We start from the raw sequence: 18,835 nt of genomic DNA, 5'->3' as shown, positions 1-18,835 counted from the left end.
GCCGACCATGCCACTGACCGACAAGCAACTTGCCATTCTTCGGGCCATCGAGGCGACCGATCCTGTGTCAGCCGACGATGCGACTTGGGCCGTCGCCGAAGGTCTGGCGGTGCAGGCCGAAGACAGCGATATCGACCTGACCCCTGCTGGCAAGGGCGCATTGGGCGAGGCGTAATACCGGCACGCCTTTCGCGCGCACTGCATCCCGGCTGCACGCGCGCTCCACACCGCGCTGCCTACAGTGACTGCCATTCCACCGACGGCGCCCATAGCGTGAACCTGCAGACCTCCATGCCCCTTCCGCTCCCGCGCCGCCCGCTGCCGGACAGCTGCCAGTTCGAACTACTGGATGTGAACGCGCTTCAGGACCCGTGCAGCGGGCGCATCGTGCACCTGTACTCGATGGTGGCGCGCTGCCTGTCGTGCGAGGTGGTGTTCAAGGCGCAGGAAGGCGAGGGCTTCGTCAGCACCTCGGCCGCACGCGTGCTGCGCTGCCCGTCCGGTTGCGGCCAGCAGTCGCTCAGGGGCGCCGCGCTTCGCCAGTGGGGCGCGCCGGCAACGAGCGGCTTTGGATCGACACCGCTTCCACAATCTGTTCGGGCGTAAACGCGCAATGTCCTTCGCCGCTGGGCGGTAGCGTCCTTGGCTGGGGCGTCGCGCCAGCCTTGGCGGCAAGTGCCGGGTAGACCGGCTCGAAGCGGGGCGTCACGGAAGGGTCGTGGAGGTTGTACTGCAGCAGCAGCGGCCGGCGCAGCGCACCGGTCAGGCGCAGGTCGCGGTCAAGCTTCGCGTTTGCCTCGGGATCCGCGGCAATGCGCCGGACGCCGGCGTTGAACGCTTTGTCGTCGCCAAAGCCGGCATATACCGTGTCCTTGTTGCTGACTGGAATGCCGCCGCTGATCTTGACCAGCTGCTGGAACACCAGGGCATGCAGGCTGACGGTGCCAGCCAGCTCATCCACCTTCAGCTCCAGGCGTTTTGCCAGTACTGCGGCTGCCTCCGGGCGGGACTGCACGGCAGCGGTGATGGCGTCGACCATCTCCCCCTGCGGCAACGTCGCAGTGGCAGGCGAGCTCAACCCACCCTCGGGCAGGCCTTTGGCGCCAGGGAAGAAGTACTCGAACGCCACCAGCGAGGTGAGCACTTCGGCGGCCAGCACATCGCCGGGCAGGTTGGCGCCGCACATCGAAATGCCACCGCTGTAGTGCTCCGGCATCCGCTCCAACGTACCGATCGCCACCGCGCCCCCCATCGAAAAGCCCAGGATCCAGCTGCGTTTCGTGTCTGGATGGCGGGCCACGAACTGCGCGCGCAGCCGCTCAAGGTCATCGATGGCCCCGCGCACGGCCCAGCCCTGGTCGGCGTACCCACTCTGCGCCACCGCATAGCCGGCCTTGACCAGCGCCTCGCTCCACGGGTTGCCCGGCCAGGGGTCCGGGCGCGGCGTCCCGACCGGCTCGAAGCCATGGGCGTACATCACCAGTTCGCCGTTCCAGTGGGCCGGCACGTCGATGCGCCAGGGGGCGCCCTGCAGCGTGCCCGTTTCGCTGTGGGTTTCCGGCGTTACCGGGGCCTTGGCCCAGCTCGGCGGAAGGAGCAGGGCGGTGCACAACCCCAGGCACAGCGAGACGGTCGCAGCAGTACGCATCCAGATCATCCTCGGTCAGGTGCCGGCGCAAGATCGACCAGCAGCGTGGGAATCAATTCGGAAACCGTGGGGTGGATCGGCACCGCCCAGCGCAGCTCATCCAGCGGCCGGTCGGCACTGATCATGTCGAGGATGCCGTGGATGGCCTCATCGCCGCCAGTGCCAAGGATCGCCGCGCCCAGGATCCGCCGTGTTTCGGCATCGGCCACCACCTTCATGAAGCCCTTGGACTCCCCCTTTTCCACCGCACGGCCGACGCGGGTCATGGGTCGCTTGGAAAACAGCAGGGGGCGGCCGGACTTCATCGCCTCGGCCTCGGACATGCCCGCCCGGCCCAGCGGCGGGTCGATGTACAGCGCGTAGCCGGGCACCCGGCTGCTGACCCGGCGGTCCTCGCCATCCAGCAGGTTGGCGGCGACGATCTCGAAGTCGTTGTAGGCGGTATGGGTGAACGCCCCACGGCCGTTGCAGTCACCCAGCGCCCAGACACCGGGGGCAGAGGTCTGCAGATGGTCATCCACCGTGATGTACCCACGTTCGTCGCGCTCGATGCCGGCGGTGTCCACGCCCAGATCGTCCGTATTGGGCCGGCGCCCGATGGCCATCAGGACGTGGCTGCCAACCACGCGCGCGTCCTTGCCGCCGGCCTGGAAGGAAACGGCGATGTCTTCTTCCACGCGCTCGAACGCGACCCTGTCCGCGCCGGTGTGAATTTCGATGCCCTCATCCTCCAGGATGCCGCGTACCGCCTCCGATACATCGGCGTCCTCGCGCGCGATCAAGCGATCACCCCGCTCGATGATCGTCACCTGCGCGCCGAAGCGCCGGTACATCTGTGCGAACTCCAGCCCGATGTAGCTGCCGCCCACCACCACCAGATGGGCGGGCAGGGCATCCAGCGCCACGATGCTGCTGTTGGTCAGGTACGGAACGTCCTGCAGGCCGGGCATCTCCGGCACCGCTGCACGCCCGCCCACGTTGATGAAGATCCGCGGCGCGGTAAGCCGCTCGCCGTTGACCACGATGGCGCCGGGCCCATCGAAGCGGGCGTGGCCACGGATCAGCTCCACGTTGGCCATCCCGGCAAGCCAGTCTTCATTGCCCTTGCGCGAATCCATGATCACTTTGCGGGCGCGGGCCTCGACCACGGCCATATCCACGCTGACCGGGCCGGCGCTGAAGCCGTACTCAGCGCCACGCCGCGCCATCTGCGCGGCATACGCGCTGGCCACCAGCGTCTTGGTCGGCTTGCAGCCGGTGTTGACGCAGGTGCCGCCCACCAGGTGACGCTCGATGATGGCCACGCGCATACCGGCCGCGTCCAGCCGCCCGGCCAGTGATGGTCCCGCCTGGCCTGTGCCGATGATGATGGCATCGAAGGCGCGGGCGGCAGCGGCGGGACCCTGCGCGGAAGAGGGGTTGGACATGGCAAGACCCTTGTTGTGTGTACCAATGGCCATTCAATACACTCGTTGGCGTGAGCGCCACGCAGATCATCCGCCAGTACACCGAAGCAGAGGCCAAGGAACTGGCCCGGGACTGGCTTGCCGTCTTCGGACGCGACCGCCAGGGGATCAACACCAAGGCCTTCATGTGGCATGTCTTCAGTTCGGGGCGCTATCCCAGCCTCGCTGATGCCGAGGCCGAGGCGGAGTACCAGCAACAGACCGGGGTGGCGTTCGTCGTGCTGTCCAACGACCGCAATGCCGCCTACCTGACCGGCGATCTTCCGGTGAAGCCAGCCTGGTCGGACTGTTACGTGTTCCCCCCCAATCTTGCCTGGACCATGGCATTCACCCACGAAGCGGGTTGGCTGGGTCCGTACTTTGCCCGCCACCACGATTTCGTGAGGCTGGAAGCGGACAACCAGGCCATGCTGCGCAAGGCGCAGGAACGCGCGGCGGCGCGCGCGAAGGGATGGTGCGATTAGGTGCACGTTGTATGATTTTCGTTCGATCACCACGGAGAGGTAGCGTTGAAAAAACTGGTTACAGGCGTGCTGCTTGCACTGATTCTCACCGGGTGTGCCAAGACGCCTGAGACCCCGGACTCCAAGCCGCTCGCCGAAGCGCCGTTGGCTGCCCCGCAGGTGACAACCAAGGCCTCGGCCCTGGGCGGCCAACGTGGCGACGGCGCGCCCTATGAAGTGGTGGGAAGCGAAGTCTGGAATGTTCCCGACCCGGTTTCCGGGCGGACGTACCAGGTTTTCGTTGCGCTGCCGGCCTCCTACGCGGACAGTCCGGCGCGCAGATACCCGGTCCTCTATGTCACCGATGCCGACTACGCGTTTCCGCTGGCGCGGCAGATCGGCCGGCGATTGAACGTGGAAGGCCCCAAGCTGGAAGAGTTCATCCTGGTGGGCCTGTCCTATTCGGTGGGTGACGAAGGCATGCCCAGCCGCCGCCGCGACTACACCCCGACACCCAACGGCCCCAGCAGCGCACCGGCCGACGCGGTGCATGGGGGCGCCGCGCCTTACATCGCCTACCTGCGCGAGCAGGCACTGCCGTTCGTCGCCAGCCGCTACCGCACCGACGAAAGCCGGCGCCTGCTGCTGGGCCATTCCTACGGCGCGTTGCTGGGCACCCAGATCCTGTTTACCGATCCAGGCATGTTTGCGGGCTACATCGTGGGTAGCCCATCGTTCTGGTACGACCGCAATGTCATGTCGCGGTTCGAGAAGGACTACGCAGGCAGCCACAACGATCTGAAGGCATCGGTGTACATGTATGTCGGCGAGCGCGAAACGCCGGCCTTCGGCAACGACGCGGACATGGTGGCCGATGCGAAGAACATGCAGGCCGCGCTGCGCGCGCACAACTACCCGTCACTGCGCCTGAAGCTGGATGTGCTCAACGACGAGGACCACCTGAGCGTGGCCCCGCGCGGGCTTACGCACGGGCTCAAGTACCTGCTTGGCAAGCAGCCGGGCGGCTGACGGGATTACGGCCTGTGCGAATGTGTTGCATGCGCCGGCGGGTGTCCATTCTGAAACCGACGTCCGCGCTTGGCCGCTCACTCGCGGTGAAGCTTGATGCCCACGTCGCGTGCCGTTTCAGAGATCAGCTACAGCTCGAAGTCGCCGGCGTTACATGCGTGTCAATTCGTACCCGGGCCGAGTAAATCTACGGAGAGCGGCCAGCATCAAGGCGCTGATTGCTGCCACGGGCAGCGAACAGGCACAGCCCGGTGCACACGCCCCACAGCGTGGCCAGCAGGACGATCGGGCCCAGTGCGTAATCGCTGCCGCGGTAGCCCACCACGATGCTCATGTCCCACGCCACCAGACCGGCAACGACCACGCTCAGCACCAACAGCACGCGCGGGATCCACAACGCCAACCCACCGCGCGGCTCCTGCCAGATCCGGCGGGCAGCCAGCACGAACAGGAGCGTCACCACCGGGATGCCAACCCACACCAGCTGCTGCATGAAAACGCAGAGGAATGCCAGTTGTGCCCACGCTGGCACCAGCAGCAGGAACGGTGCATGGCGCGCCACGGCGTTTCTCGGGGCGGTATGGCGGCGCAGCAGAATGAAGCCCGAGACCAGTCCTGCGAAGATCAGGAAAGGCGTGGCCATGAACATGGAGAAAAAGCCGGTGAAGTCGGAGGCGGCGGCAGGCCCTGAGGCCGTGGCCAGAGCAAGGGCAAATAATGCTCGTTTGGTTCGATCCATGAACGTGGTGTTCCCTGTTGCTTTCGGATTGGGGCAGGACGATACCAGATCGCCTCATCGAAGCCGATGCTGCCTGGCGTTCCGGTCAATCTTCCCCCATGGGCTGCAAGGCAATGCGCTCGCCGCGCCTGAGCCGTTGGGTGGCGGTGAGACGGGCTGCTAAGGTTGGACCGGCCGGTCAGGCTGGGCCCGGCCAAGTCAAGGCCGGGCCGGCCGGCCGGCCGGCGCCACCTGCGGCCTTGGAGGGTTAGGTGTATAGTGTCTAAAATATTGGACACCGAGGGAGTCCGGCATGATCAGTCATCTTGCTCAAGTGGGCGATTCCATCAAGGAGCGGCGGTCGGAGCTGGGGCTTTCCCAGGCGCTGCTTGCAAAGCTGTCCGGGCTGACCAGGCAGACAATCAACGGCTTGGAGAGTGGCAAGCTGAAGGACCTGGGTTTCAACCGGGTATGCCAGGTGATGAACGTGATTGGGCTCAGCCCGGGCGTGCCTTCAATTGGCCCCAGAAGCGCCAAGGAAGCCCTCTGGATGGCGGCCAACACCGCCAATGTGAGCTACAAACGCGAAATCAATCCTGAGCAGCTCGCACACATACTTGCCACCGGCGATCTGAAGCGCGAGTTCATTGCCCATGTTGCCACTTTGCTCGAGGAAGCCCCGATCCCGTTACTGGTAATGGCGGTGGAAGAGGCCGCGGCCAAAGAGCGCGTTGCTCCGCAAACAATCTGGAAGAACGTGGCATCGATGGCGGATAGTCTCGACCTGGTTCGCAACGGCCTATTCAAATGATTCCACCGCACGATCTTCCGGAAAAGACACTGCCTGATGGGCCATGGAAGGCGCTCTTCGCGAACGCCATGGTGCTGATCCAGGAAATTCAGGCGGTAGGGGGAGGCGATGGTCCTTTCTGGACTTTTGGAGGGGGCACCGTCCTGATGTTCCGATACGACCATCGGGCCAGCAAAGACATCGATATTTTTGTCCCGGACCCTCAGTACCTCGGATACGTAACACCCCGGCTAAATGACACCGCCGCCGCGATGACAGCCAACTACGTCGAGGATGCGAGCTCCTACGTGAAGCTTGAGTTCGCAGAGGGCGAGATTGACTTCGTGGCATCGCCCAACTTGATGGGCGATGCTTGGGAGTGGTGGAATATCGGTGGCCACGCGGTTCGAGTTGAGCGGCCTGCGGAGATCATCGCCAAAAAGATGTATCACCGGGGGCAACGAGCTACAGCACGTGACTTATTCGATCTTTGCACCGTGATTGAACGTGATGCAGAGGGTCTCAGCGCGGCCGCAGCATTCCTCTTGAGATATCGAGCAGAGTTCATTGAGCGCATAAACGCGCGATCAACGGTTCTTGAAGCTACCTTCGAGGGCATCGATATGCGCGGCTACAGACCTACGCTGCAGCATTGCATCAGCACGGCCACTGCGTTTCTCCGGTCGCTATGAAGCCCCGCCCACTGGTACATCGTCCTTGAACCGTGAGCGGACCGTCAACCCGTTCGCGCCAGAACAAGCCCCCAGTCATGGACCGCACCGTCCTGCCAGCTGAGGCTGTCATTCAGACGGCCGTACACGGCCCCGGGCGTATAGTCGATCCACACTACGTTTCCCCATGGCACCGAGCTCTCCGGAGTTCATCACCGCAAGGATCGACGCAATGCCCAAGGGCTCAGACCTGCTGGTCGCCGCACTCGAAAACGAGGGCGTGGACCGCATCTTCGGCGTTCCGGGCGAGGAAAACCTCGACTTCCTGGAATCCCTTCGCAACTCCAGCATCGAGCTGGTCCTCACCCGCCACGAACAGGCGGCCGCCTTCATGGCCGCCACCCACGGCCGCCTCACCGGCAGGCCGGGCATCTGCCTGGCCACCCTCGGCCCTGGGGCGCTGAACTTCTCCACGGGCGCGGCCTATGCCCACCTGGGCGCCTGGCCGATGATCCTGATCACCGGCCAGAAGGCGGTGATGAGCGCCAAGCAGGCCCGGTTCCAGATCGTGGACATCGTGGCCTCGATGAAGCCGCTCACGAAAATGACCCGGCAGATCGTCAGCGCGGCAGCCATCCCGGCCACCGTGCGGGATGCCTTCCGCGTGGCCATGGAAGAGCGGCCGGGACCGGTGCACCTTGAGCTCCCGGAGGATATTGCCGGCGAGGAAGTGGAAGACGTTCCAGTCATTCCGGTCCACCCGCTGGAGCGCCCCATCGCCCACGCCGCCGCGCTCGACCGGGCCGCGGAAGCGATCCTGGCCGCCAAGCGGCCGCTGGTGATGATCGGCGCGGCCTGCAGTCGCCCGTGGCTGACCGAATCGCTCTCCACGTTCGTGGCGCGCACCCGCCTGCCGTTCTTCAACACCCAGATGGGCAAGGGCGCGGTGACCGGCGGCTCCAACCTGTATATGGGTACCGCTGCGCTTTCCGAAGGCGACTACGTCCACGAGGCCGTGGCGCGCGCCGACCTGATCATCGCCATCGGCCACGACACCGTTGAGAAGCCGCCGTTCCTGATGAAAGGCAAGGGCGGGCCAAAGGTCATCCATGTCGGCTTCCAATCCGCCACGGTCGAACAGGTCTACCACCCGGATATCGAGGTGATTGGGGACATCGGCGCCACCGTGGATGGCCTCGCCGAGCGGCTGGAAGGCAAGGTGTCCGAAGACCAGGGCATGGTCGACCTGCGCCAGAAGATCCTGTCGCGCCTCAACGACCGTGCCGAGGAGGACCGCTTCCCGGTCACCCCGCAGCGGCTGGTGCACGACGTGCGTGAAGCCATGCCGGAAGACGGCATCGTCTGTCTCGACAACGGCATGTACAAGATCTGGTTCGCCCGCAATTACCGCACCCACGTGGCCAACACGCTGCTGCTGGATAACGCCCTGGCCACCATGGGCGCGGGCCTGCCGTCGGCGATGATGGCCTCGATGCTGTACCCCAACCGGCGCGTGCTGGCCGTGTGCGGCGATGGCGGCTTCATGATGAACTCGCAGGAGATGGAAACCGCCGTGCGGCTGGGCCTGAACCTGGTGGTGATCATCCTCAATGACAGCGCCTACGGCATGATCCGCTGGAAGCAGGCGGTGGATGGCTTTGAAGATTTCGGCATGCGCTTTGGCAACCCGGATTTCGTGCGCTACGCAGAAGCCTACGGTGCCAAGGGCAGTCGGGTCGCGTCCGTGGAAGAGCTCGTGCCCACGATCGAAGCCGCCTTTGCCGGCGGTGGCGTGCACCTGCTGGACGTGCCGATCGACTACTCCGAAAACACCCGCGTACTGGTCGACGAGCTGCGCAACCGCACCCCCGATGTGGGCTGCGCGTAACCGCCACCGTTGACCATTGAATACAAGGAACCCCACATGTTGACCGTAGTACAAGCCTTCGACCGCGCCCCCATCCAGGACGTTCCGTTCGATGACGCCGCCGCACTGGAGCGCAAGCTCGGCAATGCCGAACGCGTGTTCAAGGACCGCGACGGCTGGCTCAAGCCGCACCAGCGCATTGCCATCCTGCGCAGGCTGGCAGCGCTGATGGAGGCCAAGCGTGACCACCTGGCCATGCAGATCGCGCGCGAAGGCGGCAAGCCGCTGCCCGATGCCATTGTCGAAACCAACCGCGCCATCGATGGCGTGCACAACGCCGCCGATGAACTGCGCAACTTCGCCGGCCGCGAAATCCCGATGGGCCTGTCGGCAGCGGCGGAGAACCGCTGGGCGTTCACGACCAAAGAACCGCTCGGCATCGTCGCCGCCATCTCGGCGTTCAACCACCCGCTGAACCTCATCGTCCACCAGGTTGCCCCTGCCATCGCGGTGGGGTGCCCGGTCATCATCAAGCCGGCCTCGACCACGCCGCTGTCCTGCCTGGAGTTCGTGGCGATGGTCCACGAGGCCGGCCTGCCCGAGCCGTGGTGCCAGAGCTTCATTCCGAAAGGCAACGAACTGGCCGAAGCGCTGGCCACCGACAAGCGCGTGGCCTTCCTCAGTTTCATCGGCTCGGCGCGGGTGGGCTGGTCGCTGCACGCCAAGCTGGCCCATGGTGCACGCTCGGCGCTGGAACATGGCGGCGTGGCACCGGCCATCGTGGACCGCAGCGCGGACCTGTCCAGGATCATCGAGCCCATCGTCATGGGCGGCTACTACCACGCCGGCCAGGTCTGCGTGTCCACCCAGCGCATCTTCGTGCACAACGACATTGCCGAAGACTTCACCGAAGCCCTCATCGCTCGTGTGGGGAAGCTGCGCACCGGCGACCCCACCCTGAAGGACACCGAGGTAGGCCCGCTGATCCAGCCGCGCGAAGCCGACCGGGTGGGCGAATGGATCGACGAGGCGGTAAAGGGTGGGGCCACGCTCGCCACCGGTGGCAAGCGCCTTTCCGAAACCACGCTGCAGCCCACCGTGCTGCTCAATCCCGCCGATGATGCGAGAGTCACCACGCAGGAGGTCTTCGGGCCGGTGGTGGCGGTGTATCGCTACAGCGAGCTGGACGAGGCCATCGCACGCGCCAACTCGCTGCCCACCGCGTTCCAGGCCAGCATCTTCGCCCAGGATATCGACGTGGCCATGCGCGCGGCCAACCGCCTGGATGCCTCGGCCGTGATGATCAACGACCCCACTGCCTTCCGCACCGACTGGATGCCGTTTGCCGGCCGCCGGGAATCGGGCTATGGCACCGGCGGCATCCCGTACACGATGCGGGATATGTCGCAGGAAAAGATGATCCTGATGCGCAGGAGCTGAGCCCGCGCCCGGAAACGGTATGTTTTCTGGGCAGGGCACAGTAGTTGTACGGGGGCGCAGGGGTAGGGCAGCTGATGCAATAGCACTGCATCCGCCGCCCGCCCTGTTCTGGAGAGTCACATGCGCTTCCTGGCACTTTCGTCCTCCGTCACGCTTATCGTTGCAGCGCTCGCCACCAGCGGGTGCCAGAGCACTCCGCCGCCGGCTGAACCTTCAGCGCCTGCGCCCCGGGCGTTGCCGGGCCCCATGACAGCGGCTTCTGCCGGGGTGACGTTGCAGGGGCAGATCACCGCCATCGATACCCGCACCCGCGCGGTGACGGTCACCGGTGCCGACGGGGGCAGCCTGGACTTCATCGCCGGCGCCGACGTGCGCAACTTCAACCAGCTGAAGGTGGGCGACAAGGTCACCCTGGATTACCAGGCCGCCGTCGCCCTGGACCTGCAGCCGGCAGGCAGCGCGCCGGTCGGCGTGACCCAGTCTCAGGCCGGTACCGTGCCGATCCGCGGCGCCACGCCAGGCGGGGCGCGTTCGAACACCATCGAGATCGTCACCGAGGTGGCGGCCGTGGACCCGGTGGCCAACACCATTGCGCTGCGAGGGCCGCGCGGCAACACCCAGATCATTGCGGTGGAGCGCGAAGACCTGCGGGCCAAGCTCCCCAGCGTAAAGCGCGGCGACCTGCTCAAGATTTCCTATACCGAAGCCGTGGCGCTGGGCATCCGCCGCGACAGCCCCTGACACAACGGCGGGGGAGGCCCGGGGCAGGTGGGTGTACGCCTGCCCCGGCGGGGCACTTGACGGGCCAGTGGGGCAGCCTTGAAGATCGGCGTATTCAGCCTGCATCCAAGGATTGACCATGTCTGGCTTCATCGGTGACCTGTTGGAAGGCATTGTCGATTTCGTGACCGACATCTGGGTGCTTCGCCGGCAGCGGGCCGCGAATGGCCGGGCGGCGAACTCGTGGCGTGAGGATGCGGCGGATACGGCTGTGTTCAATGCCTGGGTGATCGGCCTGTCGATCCTGGCTTTGGCTGTCGGCAGCATCATGGTCTTCGTGCTCAAGCTGCCGCTGTGGATGAGCTTTGGGCCGGTCGTCGCGGTTGGCGTCTACGTGGGCTACCGCTGGATTGCGCTGACGCGCGCTTGATCGCGCACCGTGCGTCGAATGCGTCACGCGTTCGGAATCTCCGCGGCGCACGTCTTTGAATCGGCTAACGCCTCTCATGTGATCTGGTGCCGACGAAAACGAGCCGAACGGCACGGAATTGCGCGAAAACGGCCCATTCCTCGCCACGCATAGATGGCGCAGATCAAACACGGCTGATCGAAAGATCAAAACAACTTCCGCTATGCTCACGTCCGCGACATGGTTGTGGCTCGGAGCGTAAGAACTCCCGTGAAACGATGCAATCAAGACGTGCTATGTCGGGAGGGTGACGAAATAAAACACCTTCGCGGAAATACGTTGCGCCGGTTCACGCGGTTCTTAACCTCCCGACTCCCTCGCCATCCCGGCGGGGGACACTCCCCAACGGAGGTTCCACCATGTCCAGCCATTCCACCGACGCATCCTCCAGTGCAGCCGCCAGTCAAAAGCTCTGGTGGCGCAAGCCCAAGAGCGTCATGACCAACGCGCTGCACCACGACGGCCTTGTTACGTTTCCCGGCTGTCCACCCATTCCTTGCCTGAAGCTACGCGGGCTGTGGATTCACGCATTAGGCATCGAGCCTGGCACTCGGCTGTACGTGGAGACAAAGCCGGGCGTAATCGTGCTTTCCGTGGATGCGCCGGCCGCAGCCAGTGCAACTGTTGTTGCATATCGAAAGCTGGGGCGCGGCCACATCACACTCGATATGCAGTGAAGTTCCAGCAGCGCGAGTCGTTGGGTGTCCGCCTCTTGCCGGAGTCGGACATCGGGTGGAGACGAGCTTGGCCTGATGACGCCTGACTGCTTTGCTCATTGAGGATTGGTCGCCAGCAGTAGCTTGCGCGAGCAGCTATGTGCTCTCAGTGGCTCCCCGAGGGAGCATGAGCTCTAGTCCGTATTCGACGGAGGAAAGGAAGCTGACTTCGGCCACGGCCAGGTCAGCATCTCGAAATGAGCCGCTCGTGCACCTTGAGCGGAATAGCTCAAGCCAGCCTGACGGCGGACCATCAGTAGGGCCGTGACTTATCTGCAGGAGCAATACTCCGTCCGCGCCGCCACAAGTAAGCTGTAATTTCGCATTTCCAACTCTTACCGTGGTAGTGGAGCCCGTCGAGGTCATCGACGAAGGCTCGTCCGAAACGTCAAACTTCCTCGCTCCGGCAAGAGCGCGGAACTGGTCTAGCGCATCTTCGACGGTCACTATGTTCACAGTTCCCCTCCAGTGGCGACTTTCCACCATTGATTGGCAGATTGAGTATTCAAGCGTGTGCTAGGTAAGTAATGGAGTCAGACCGGTAGCCTGGCCACAGGAGATTGGAGTCTGCAAGATATGACAGTCAGGCCTGCGTAAGCTGTAACCACCATCACTAGAGCATCGCCTTGTAGCCCTCAAGGCACTTCACCGTCTGAGCGAGTTCTGCCTTAAGCAATACGTTGAAGAGCTCTTCTATAGTCAAGGGCGGGCTCTTGAGCGCGAGGCGCATGTTCCGCACCGCGCCTAATACCTGGGCTTGGTGCAGATCGAATACGTTCTCCACAAACTCGTCCGGGTGTTGTACTTCGAGCCCCCAGCGTTCCAACGCTGCTGCGGGAAAGTCCTTGAGGTTGTAGGTGACGATGACGCTGGCGCCGCAGCGAATGGCCGCCGCTACAACGTGCCGGTCGCCTGGATCAGGCAGACCCTCAATGCCGTCAATCAATGGCGCGTAGTCGGCCACCAGACAGTCTTCAACGGCATCATTCATTTGCTGTGCTGTACGGTCGAGCCGTTCCCGCGTGAGGTCGGGACGATTCGCCAAAAGGTTGCGTATCCATTCGTCATGGATGTCCCCGCTCCAGCGTGCGCGAAAGCAGCGGGTGCAGGCCAGCCGCATCAGCAGGTCGCGGACGTTCGCGGGGTATAGTACGCATGCGTCAAATACCGCCGTGAATGTAGAGCTGTTCACTCGTAACCCATTCGCAGTTCCTGGGCCTCGGCGGCCAGGTTGTCCAAGGCCGACTGACTTGCCTCATCGCGCGCCTGCTTATACGTCATCAGGTCATCGAAGCGAATACGGCGGTGCTTGCCTGTCTTGTGGAAGGCAAGCTTGCCGGTCTCCAGCAACTTGACCAGATAGGGGCGCGATACATTAAGAAGATCAGCCGCTTCCTGGGTAGTCAGCTCCGCATGTACGGGCACGATTTTCACGGCGTTGCCATCCGCCAGTTCCGATAGGATTTCGCTGAGCAGCTGCAGGGCCGCCATCGGCAGTTGGATCGGGTGGAGCCGGCCCTGAGAGTCGACCAGTTGGACCAGTTTGGTCTCAAATCCGGTGGCCAGATAAGCAGCCAGCTCACGCTGAGCGGTCGTGGCCGCTTCGATATCCTGGGTGCGAGGAAGGGTTACTTGTGGGGTCATGGTCTTCTCCGTCGCGGGCACAGCCAAAGGGTGCGACTTGGAACGCCATTCTATTCGAAATATTCGCAATTCGCAATATTCGAAACGTCGGGGGGGAGACGGTCACTGAATGTAGCGCCGCCGGGGGCTGTGGTTTCAGGCACTAGTCATCGCGCCACGCACTGGCTGAACGTGGAGAAAAAGCTGGGAGCACGCGTGCTTTCCGTCAATGCGCCCGCCGCAGCCAGAGCAACCCCGGTCGCAGAGCGAAAGCTGGGGTGCGGCCGCATTGCATTCGACATGCAGCGACGAAGCAGCCGGTGGACTATAGCCGCGTGGAGGCACTGCTGTGATAAGCGACTCCGCAAAGCGCGCGCGCAGACGCGAGCAGCACGTCTGTGGCCTCCTCCGGCCTGAGCAGGCCGCCGCTTACGAACGCGCCATTGACCAGCAACGCCAGTTGGCCACCTAGCTGCTGCGGGTGCTCAACTGCCATTCGCTGTGCCAGTGCATCCATCACTTTGCGCAGCGCCTGCATGTGCGCGCGCGCGACGCCCCGTGCCGGATGCTGCGGGTCTGCAAACTCTGCCGCTACGTTGATCTGCGGGCAGCCACGGTAGTTCTCACGTGCAAGCCGTGCGCCTATCCAGCGCATATGCGATTCGAGCTCGCCCATGGGGTCGTCCTCGTGGCGCCGGGCGACCGACGCCCACTCCGACCAGAATTCCATGTCCTCGCGTTTGAGGAACTCCACGATCAGGTCATCTTTGGTAGGGAAGTAGCGGTAAAGGCTGGTCTTGGCGACACCTGCTTCACGGATCACCAGGTCAACCCCCACCGCGCGCACGCCTTGGGCATAGAAAAGCGCCGAGGCGGTTTCAAGGATGTGCTCGCGCAGGTCCTTGGACGGCTCCGGTCGAGTGCGGGGCGTGGCGTCGGTTCGCTGAGAGATAGTCATGGGATGCTGGCTCCAGTTTGCTTGACATGATACAGACCTGTCCGTAGTCTTTAGAGAACAGACAGGTCTGTATCGCATAAGGCAGAGGGGCATGGAGCGTAAACAATCAAGCGTTGCGGTGTACGGGGCGGGCGGCCACACGGGCCGATTCGTCGTAGCCGAACTGCGTAGGCGTTCAATCCCGGTCGTTGCGGTGGGGCGGGATAGCACGCGCTTTCCACCCGGGGTTCTGGGTCGGGTAGCCGAATTGAACGATCAAACGACGCTGAAAATGGCCTTTGAAGGGTGCGCGGTGGTCATCAACTGTGCGGGGCCGTTCCTGGATTCCGCCGAGCCGGTAGTGACCGCGGCCCTTGGCGCGGGTTGCTCCTACCTGGACGTCACCGCTGAACAGGCCAGCGCGAAGGCTACGTTGGACATGTTCGACGGCGCTGCGGTGCAGGCGGGCGTGGTGGTGATCCCTGCAGCCGGGTTCTATGGCGGCCTTGCAGACGTGCTCGCCACAGCGCTGGTCGGCGATGGGACGGTGGAAGAGATCACAACTGCGGTGGCACTTGATCACTGGTGGCCCACGGAAGGCACGCGCAGGACCGGTGAACGCAACAACGTGCCGCGCGTCGTGGTTGAAGGGGGTGAGCTCGTACCTCTCCCGACACCCGCTTCCCGCATCGACTGGGTGTTCGCAAGCCCGCATGGGAGACAGGTTGTGGTGGAGTTGCCCTTCAGTGAGATCATCACGCTTTCCCGCCACCTTCCCGCCAGCAGGATCCGCAGCTACCTGGGAGAGAGTGCGCTGAACGACGTACGCAACGAAGGCACACCGGCGCCAACCGCAGTTGACCAGGCGGGACGCTCCGCGCAGCAGTTCGCGATGGAAGTTGTCGCCGTGGGAAAGTACGGCACGGGTCGTGCTGTTGCCCAAGGCCAGGACATCTACGCCGTATCTGCGCCTCTGGTGGCTGAGGCTGCCGCGCGTATTCTGTCCTCCTCTTTCAGTCGCTGCGGCGCGCTTACGCTGGGCCAGGCCTTCGACGCCCGGGATTTTCTGGCTGCGCTGAGCCCCACACCATTTGCTGTTTCGATTGAGTGACTGGCGCCCAGTAGGAACATCTCAGCCGCCTATCTCGCCAGCGCAATCGACCAGGTCAGAAATGCGGCCCAGGCCGGGAGGACAAGCAGCGTCCACCCGGCAAGCTCCCGGAACCTGAGGCGGCCGGACGCAGCGATCAGGAGCGCGAATACTGGACCCAGCACGCCGAGCTCGATCAACAGGTTCCGCCAGAGATAGAAGTTGTCGAACGCCAGCGATCCTGCACTTGGAAGAACGCCGGCCGGGATGTTGACTCCACCAGCGAGAGGCCAGAACAGCGGAACAGGATGCGCACCCACCAGTAGGTCGAGCAGCGTGTGGGAGATCCCGGCGGCCAGCAACCATTTGAGCTTGAGGTTCGCGGTGACAAACCGCGACAGGGTGAGTTTGACGAAAAGCGCGGCACCTACCGCCAAGGGCAGGCTGTGACTGAACCGGGGATCTGCCGCGTAGTCGAAAAACCAGACAGCGAAGTAGTCCAGATCTGGCCCCACAGCCAAGGCAACGAAAGGAACCGCCGCCCAGCGCGACGAACCGCGTTGCTGCGCGTTGCAGCACAGGTACATTGTGAGTCCTGCCGAAGCATGGGCCACGATGGAAGACATCGATTCAGTTGTTGGTGATCAGCAGCGAGCTTGACCCTCCCGCATGGGCGGCTGATGGTGCCTGTGTGTGGCGGGGGTGAAGCCTGAGCCGAGCGGGGCAGGGGATCAGGAGCGCCTGTTGGCGGGGCCAGTTGTGGGGAAACCGGCAACTGAACTAGGCTCGCAGCAGATGAACTTTGCGGCTCGGCTTGAATCCGGGGTTGGGCAGGGGATGAGGATGTTTCGCCGTCAGTTTTTCTATGTCCAGGTGCACCAAGACCACTTCACTGCCCGCGCCGTCGGTGGAGACAGAGCCATTCGTCGCCAGTGCTACGCCCTTGGCAATCGAACGGGTCCGACCAAGGAATTCTGCGCCATCCGGATTGAGCTGAAAGCAATCTTCTCGGAGCTCAAGACCGGCTTCTCATTCGTCAGGCCGTGGGCGCTTCTCCACTTTGATCCGGTCGAGTACCCGGTCACGAAGGAAGAGCTCGCTGCGTTCCAAACTGCCGCCATGCGCAGTGGGGTTAGCTTCTGCTGGCTGTCCACGTGGGCGCAGCCTCATGAAGACAAGGAATTGTTGGATATGTTGAAGTAGGATCCGGCCCAACGGGCGTTGAACCGGAGGATAGGTCCGGGAATGCGTTCAAGCTGATGCAGCTACGCGGAACTGGGTCAGCCAGATCTGCCGCAGTTTGGGACAGGGATGACGAACGGCTCGGCAGCCAGGAACGGCTCCAGTGATGCCATGAAGCGAGCGTGAGCTACCCGAGCGCACGGGAACTGGCGCCCACGGTTCTGGTCTTCATCGACTGGCTGGTGGAGCGTATTGGGCCTGAGCCCTATTGGGACCGGGGGTTGTTACGTTGATGTCGCCTGAGTAACGGCTTGAGAATGTCGCTTGGAGCGGGCGATCTGCGCTCGCTTGTTGGCCGGCCGCGCCTGCTCTAAGATCGGGCATCGGCCCGGGGGGATCCTGCCGCAGCGTGTTTCCTTGGTAGTTCATGAGAGTCGAAGCCGCGTCGCGGCTCGTCCTGTTTCAGTAACTTGACCGCGCAGGGGAAGTCAATGGAATTGATCGGTTTCGCTATCGTCCTTTTCGTATGCCTGGGTATTGGCAAGGTCATCAACATGATGGCGCGCCGATTGGTGTTCAACGGCGCAGGCCTCTACCTTGCACTGTTTGCAGCCTTCGCAATCTGGAGCATCTACACGTCGTGGAACTCCACCCTTGATTCATTCCAGATGGGATACGCCCTCGGTCGCAACATCACACCGCCGCTCATCATCGCCTTGGTTGCTACTTACTTCTTCTTCAAGTTCAGGACAGACAAGGCGCATCAACTTCGTGTCCAGAAGCTGCGCCAGAGCAGGGCAGAGCTCAGTGTGACCCCTGACAACTGAGTCAGGCAGTCGTTGCTGGTCGTCCGGAGCAAGGAGCGCACCCACGTGAACGGATACTGGTTCAGCTCCTCGTTGTTCGATATCGAGCCTGACGTGCAGGATACGTCCAGCCCGCAGAGAAACGGACGGCAACTCGCGCTCTGGCTCCAGTCACGGCTTGAGAAGCGCGGCTATGTCATTGAAAGGGTTGTCGCAGAGGATTGGGGCTGGTGCGTCATCTGCCAGACCAAGCCCTTCCTGTTGTGGGTGGGTTGCGGAAGCTTGGACGCTGATGAAGCCGAGCCTGAGGCGTTCCCGCCACAAACGGAGTCGCCCGTCTGGCACTGCTTCCCAGCTGCTGAGAGGCGGTGGCTGGCTCGCTTGTTTGGGCGGGTTGACGCCGCATCGTCCATACGGCGACTGGATGCTGATCTGCGGGAAATACTGTCGAGCGAACCCGGCGTTTCGTTACTGCACTAGAGTTGTCGCCAAGCATCCAAAGGCAAGGCTCGCAGCGAGTCGGCCGCAGGCGCGGTGTTGCTGGGCGTGCTGCTCTCCAGCTCCGCCGCTGCACACCTGCTGCTGTGGCCCGCGGGAATGTGGGTATTACGCCGTGCCCGCAGTCAATGAGTCGGAGCGGCCAGTCAGGCCGCTCCCTGGTGATGCACTACCGGTTCAGGCCGCCTGCGCGGCCTTGGCGTTGCCCCCGGACTTGGCGATCATCGTCAGCTTCTCATCAGTTGCCTTTTCTTCTGCAAGGGTTTCCAGCAGAAGCGGCAGCGCGTCCTTGTAGCCGAGCTGCTTTGCGAGCGCGGCGATCGTGCCGTAGGACGCGATCTCGTAGTGCTCAACCTTCTGGGCGCCGCCGATCAGGGCGGCATCGCGCACGGGGCCTTCCTCGATGCTGTCGATGGCCTCCTTGCCTTCCTCCACCAGCCCTTCCATGGCAGCACACTTGATGCGCTTGAGCCGGATGCCGAGCAGTTCCACCACCTTGTCGATGCGCTCGATCTGGCCCTGGGTTTCCTCCAGGTGGGTTTCGAACGCGGCCGCCAGGTCCGGATTCGTCGCTGCACGGGCCAAGCGCGGCAATGCCTTGGTTAGCTGCTTTTCGGCGCTGTAGATGTCCGACAGCTCGTGGATGAACAGGTCTTCTGCGGTTTTGATCGCCATCATGGTTCTCCGGGTGGGTGCTGAGTGAAGCACCGAACCTATGCCCC

At 63.5% G+C, this 18,835-nt stretch carries 23 protein-coding genes; 15 read left to right on the top strand and 8 right to left on the bottom strand.

The features are described from left to right. The first annotated feature begins 7 nt into the window (after positions 1-7). Entirely contained in the window at positions 8-175 is a 168-nt protein-coding gene (locus SOM39_RS16595) for a hypothetical protein (RefSeq protein ID WP_320458983.1), read from the top strand. A gap of 98 nt (positions 176-273) precedes the next feature. Beyond that, the gene (locus SOM39_RS16590; RefSeq protein WP_320458982.1) at positions 274-606 is read left to right on the top strand and encodes a hypothetical protein; all 333 of its coding nucleotides are present in this window, start codon (positions 274-276) and stop codon (positions 604-606) included. On the opposite strand, the gene SOM39_RS16585 is transcribed toward SOM39_RS16590, so the two are convergent. After that, a complete protein-coding gene (locus tag SOM39_RS16585) occupies positions 521-1,648 on the bottom strand; it encodes a hypothetical protein (protein WP_320458981.1) in 1,128 nt (375 codons plus the stop codon). The genes SOM39_RS16590 and SOM39_RS16585 overlap by 86 nt on opposite strands. A gap of 5 nt (positions 1,649-1,653) precedes the next feature. Continuing rightward, positions 1,654-3,075 carry an FAD-containing oxidoreductase gene (locus SOM39_RS16580; protein WP_320458980.1) on the bottom strand — a complete coding sequence of 474 codons (1,422 nt, stop codon included), beginning with the start codon at positions 3,073-3,075 and terminating at the stop codon, positions 1,654-1,656. 50 nt (positions 3,076-3,125) lie between these two features. Here SOM39_RS16580 and SOM39_RS16575 point away from each other — a divergent pair, with 50 nt between their 5' ends. Continuing rightward, positions 3,126-3,578: a DUF4275 family protein gene (locus tag SOM39_RS16575; RefSeq protein WP_320458979.1), complete on the top strand. Its 453-nt coding sequence runs from the start codon at positions 3,126-3,128 to the stop codon at positions 3,576-3,578. 66 nt (positions 3,579-3,644) lie between these two features. Continuing rightward, positions 3,645-4,586, top strand: coding sequence for an alpha/beta hydrolase (locus SOM39_RS16570; protein WP_320458978.1), 942 nt, complete (start codon positions 3,645-3,647; stop codon positions 4,584-4,586). Between the two features lie 187 nt (positions 4,587-4,773). Here SOM39_RS16570 and SOM39_RS16565 read toward each other — a convergent pair whose 3' ends face one another. Further along, positions 4,774-5,325: a hypothetical protein gene (locus SOM39_RS16565; protein ID WP_320458977.1), complete on the bottom strand. Its 552-nt coding sequence runs from the start codon at positions 5,323-5,325 to the stop codon at positions 4,774-4,776. A gap of 292 nt (positions 5,326-5,617) precedes the next feature. Here SOM39_RS16565 and SOM39_RS16560 point away from each other — a divergent pair, with 292 nt between their 5' ends. The 7 genes from SOM39_RS16560 to SOM39_RS16530 all read left to right on the top strand — a co-directional run bounded on the left by SOM39_RS16560 (position 5,618) and on the right by SOM39_RS16530 (position 11,938). Continuing rightward, positions 5,618-6,115 (top strand): helix-turn-helix transcriptional regulator, encoded by a 498-nt coding sequence (locus SOM39_RS16560; protein ID WP_320458976.1) that lies wholly within the window; start codon positions 5,618-5,620, stop codon positions 6,113-6,115. Next, a complete protein-coding gene (locus tag SOM39_RS16555; RefSeq protein ID WP_320458975.1) occupies positions 6,112-6,786 on the top strand; it encodes a nucleotidyl transferase AbiEii/AbiGii toxin family protein in 675 nt (224 codons plus the stop codon). The genes SOM39_RS16560 and SOM39_RS16555 overlap by 4 nt, the downstream gene beginning before the upstream one ends. A 211-nt stretch (positions 6,787-6,997) precedes the next feature. Further along, positions 6,998-8,653, top strand: coding sequence for an acetolactate synthase large subunit (locus tag SOM39_RS16550; protein ID WP_320458974.1), 1,656 nt, complete (start codon positions 6,998-7,000; stop codon positions 8,651-8,653). 36 nt (positions 8,654-8,689) lie between these two features. Then, positions 8,690-10,072, top strand: a complete 1,383-nt coding sequence (locus tag SOM39_RS16545) for an aldehyde dehydrogenase family protein (RefSeq protein ID WP_320458973.1) — start codon at positions 8,690-8,692, stop codon at positions 10,070-10,072. 246 nt (positions 10,073-10,318) lie between these two features. Further along, a complete protein-coding gene (locus SOM39_RS16540) occupies positions 10,319-10,813 on the top strand; it encodes a hypothetical protein (RefSeq protein ID WP_141236270.1) in 495 nt (164 codons plus the stop codon). A 118-nt stretch (positions 10,814-10,931) separates the two neighbouring features. Beyond that, positions 10,932-11,222: a hypothetical protein gene (locus tag SOM39_RS16535; protein ID WP_068852178.1), complete on the top strand. Its 291-nt coding sequence runs from the start codon at positions 10,932-10,934 to the stop codon at positions 11,220-11,222. Between the two features lie 398 nt (positions 11,223-11,620). After that, positions 11,621-11,938: a hypothetical protein gene (locus tag SOM39_RS16530; protein WP_320458972.1), complete on the top strand. Its 318-nt coding sequence runs from the start codon at positions 11,621-11,623 to the stop codon at positions 11,936-11,938. Between the two features lie 652 nt (positions 11,939-12,590). Here the strand turns inward: SOM39_RS16530 and SOM39_RS16525 are convergent. The 3 genes from SOM39_RS16525 to SOM39_RS16515 form a co-directional block, all read right to left on the bottom strand. Beyond that, positions 12,591-13,169: a PIN domain-containing protein gene (locus SOM39_RS16525; RefSeq protein ID WP_093536471.1), complete on the bottom strand. Its 579-nt coding sequence runs from the start codon at positions 13,167-13,169 to the stop codon at positions 12,591-12,593. Continuing rightward, a complete protein-coding gene (locus SOM39_RS16520) occupies positions 13,166-13,621 on the bottom strand; it encodes a helix-turn-helix domain-containing protein (protein ID WP_093536731.1) in 456 nt (151 codons plus the stop codon). The genes SOM39_RS16525 and SOM39_RS16520 overlap by 4 nt, the downstream gene beginning before the upstream one ends. Positions 13,622-13,925: 304 nt before the next feature. Further along, a complete protein-coding gene (locus SOM39_RS16515) occupies positions 13,926-14,558 on the bottom strand; it encodes a TetR/AcrR family transcriptional regulator (protein WP_320458971.1) in 633 nt (210 codons plus the stop codon). 91 nt (positions 14,559-14,649) lie between these two features. Here SOM39_RS16515 and SOM39_RS16510 point away from each other — a divergent pair, with 91 nt between their 5' ends. Next, positions 14,650-15,648, top strand: a complete 999-nt coding sequence (locus SOM39_RS16510) for an NAD(P)H-binding protein (protein ID WP_320458970.1) — start codon at positions 14,650-14,652, stop codon at positions 15,646-15,648. A 29-nt stretch (positions 15,649-15,677) separates the two neighbouring features. On the opposite strand, the gene SOM39_RS16505 is transcribed toward SOM39_RS16510, so the two are convergent. Next, positions 15,678-16,253: a metal-dependent hydrolase gene (locus tag SOM39_RS16505; protein ID WP_320458969.1), complete on the bottom strand. Its 576-nt coding sequence runs from the start codon at positions 16,251-16,253 to the stop codon at positions 15,678-15,680. Between the two features lie 217 nt (positions 16,254-16,470). On the opposite strand from SOM39_RS16505, the gene SOM39_RS16500 reads away from it, so the two are divergent. The 3 genes from SOM39_RS16500 to SOM39_RS16490 all read left to right on the top strand — a co-directional run bounded on the left by SOM39_RS16500 (position 16,471) and on the right by SOM39_RS16490 (position 18,095). Further along, positions 16,471-16,830: a hypothetical protein gene (locus tag SOM39_RS16500; protein ID WP_320458968.1), complete on the top strand. Its 360-nt coding sequence runs from the start codon at positions 16,471-16,473 to the stop codon at positions 16,828-16,830. A 470-nt stretch (positions 16,831-17,300) separates the two neighbouring features. Then, positions 17,301-17,636 carry a hypothetical protein gene (locus SOM39_RS16495; RefSeq protein ID WP_320458967.1) on the top strand — a complete coding sequence of 112 codons (336 nt, stop codon included), beginning with the start codon at positions 17,301-17,303 and terminating at the stop codon, positions 17,634-17,636. Between the two features lie 45 nt (positions 17,637-17,681). Next, the gene (locus SOM39_RS16490) at positions 17,682-18,095 is read left to right on the top strand and encodes a hypothetical protein (RefSeq protein WP_320458966.1); all 414 of its coding nucleotides are present in this window, start codon (positions 17,682-17,684) and stop codon (positions 18,093-18,095) included. Positions 18,096-18,290: 195 nt separating this feature from the next. On the opposite strand, the gene SOM39_RS16485 is transcribed toward SOM39_RS16490, so the two are convergent. Beyond that, complete coding sequence (locus tag SOM39_RS16485) at positions 18,291-18,788, bottom strand: ferritin-like domain-containing protein (RefSeq protein ID WP_095364086.1); 498 nt, start codon at positions 18,786-18,788, stop codon at positions 18,291-18,293. Positions 18,789-18,835: the final 47 nt, after the last annotated feature.

The organism is Stenotrophomonas sp. CFBP8994, from assembly GCF_034044835.1.
GTDB classification, from domain to species: Bacteria; Pseudomonadota; Gammaproteobacteria; order Xanthomonadales; family Xanthomonadaceae; genus Stenotrophomonas; species Stenotrophomonas rhizophila_A.
Note: the sequence above shows the minus strand (reverse complement) of the source record. Positions and strands in the feature narration are given on the sequence as shown.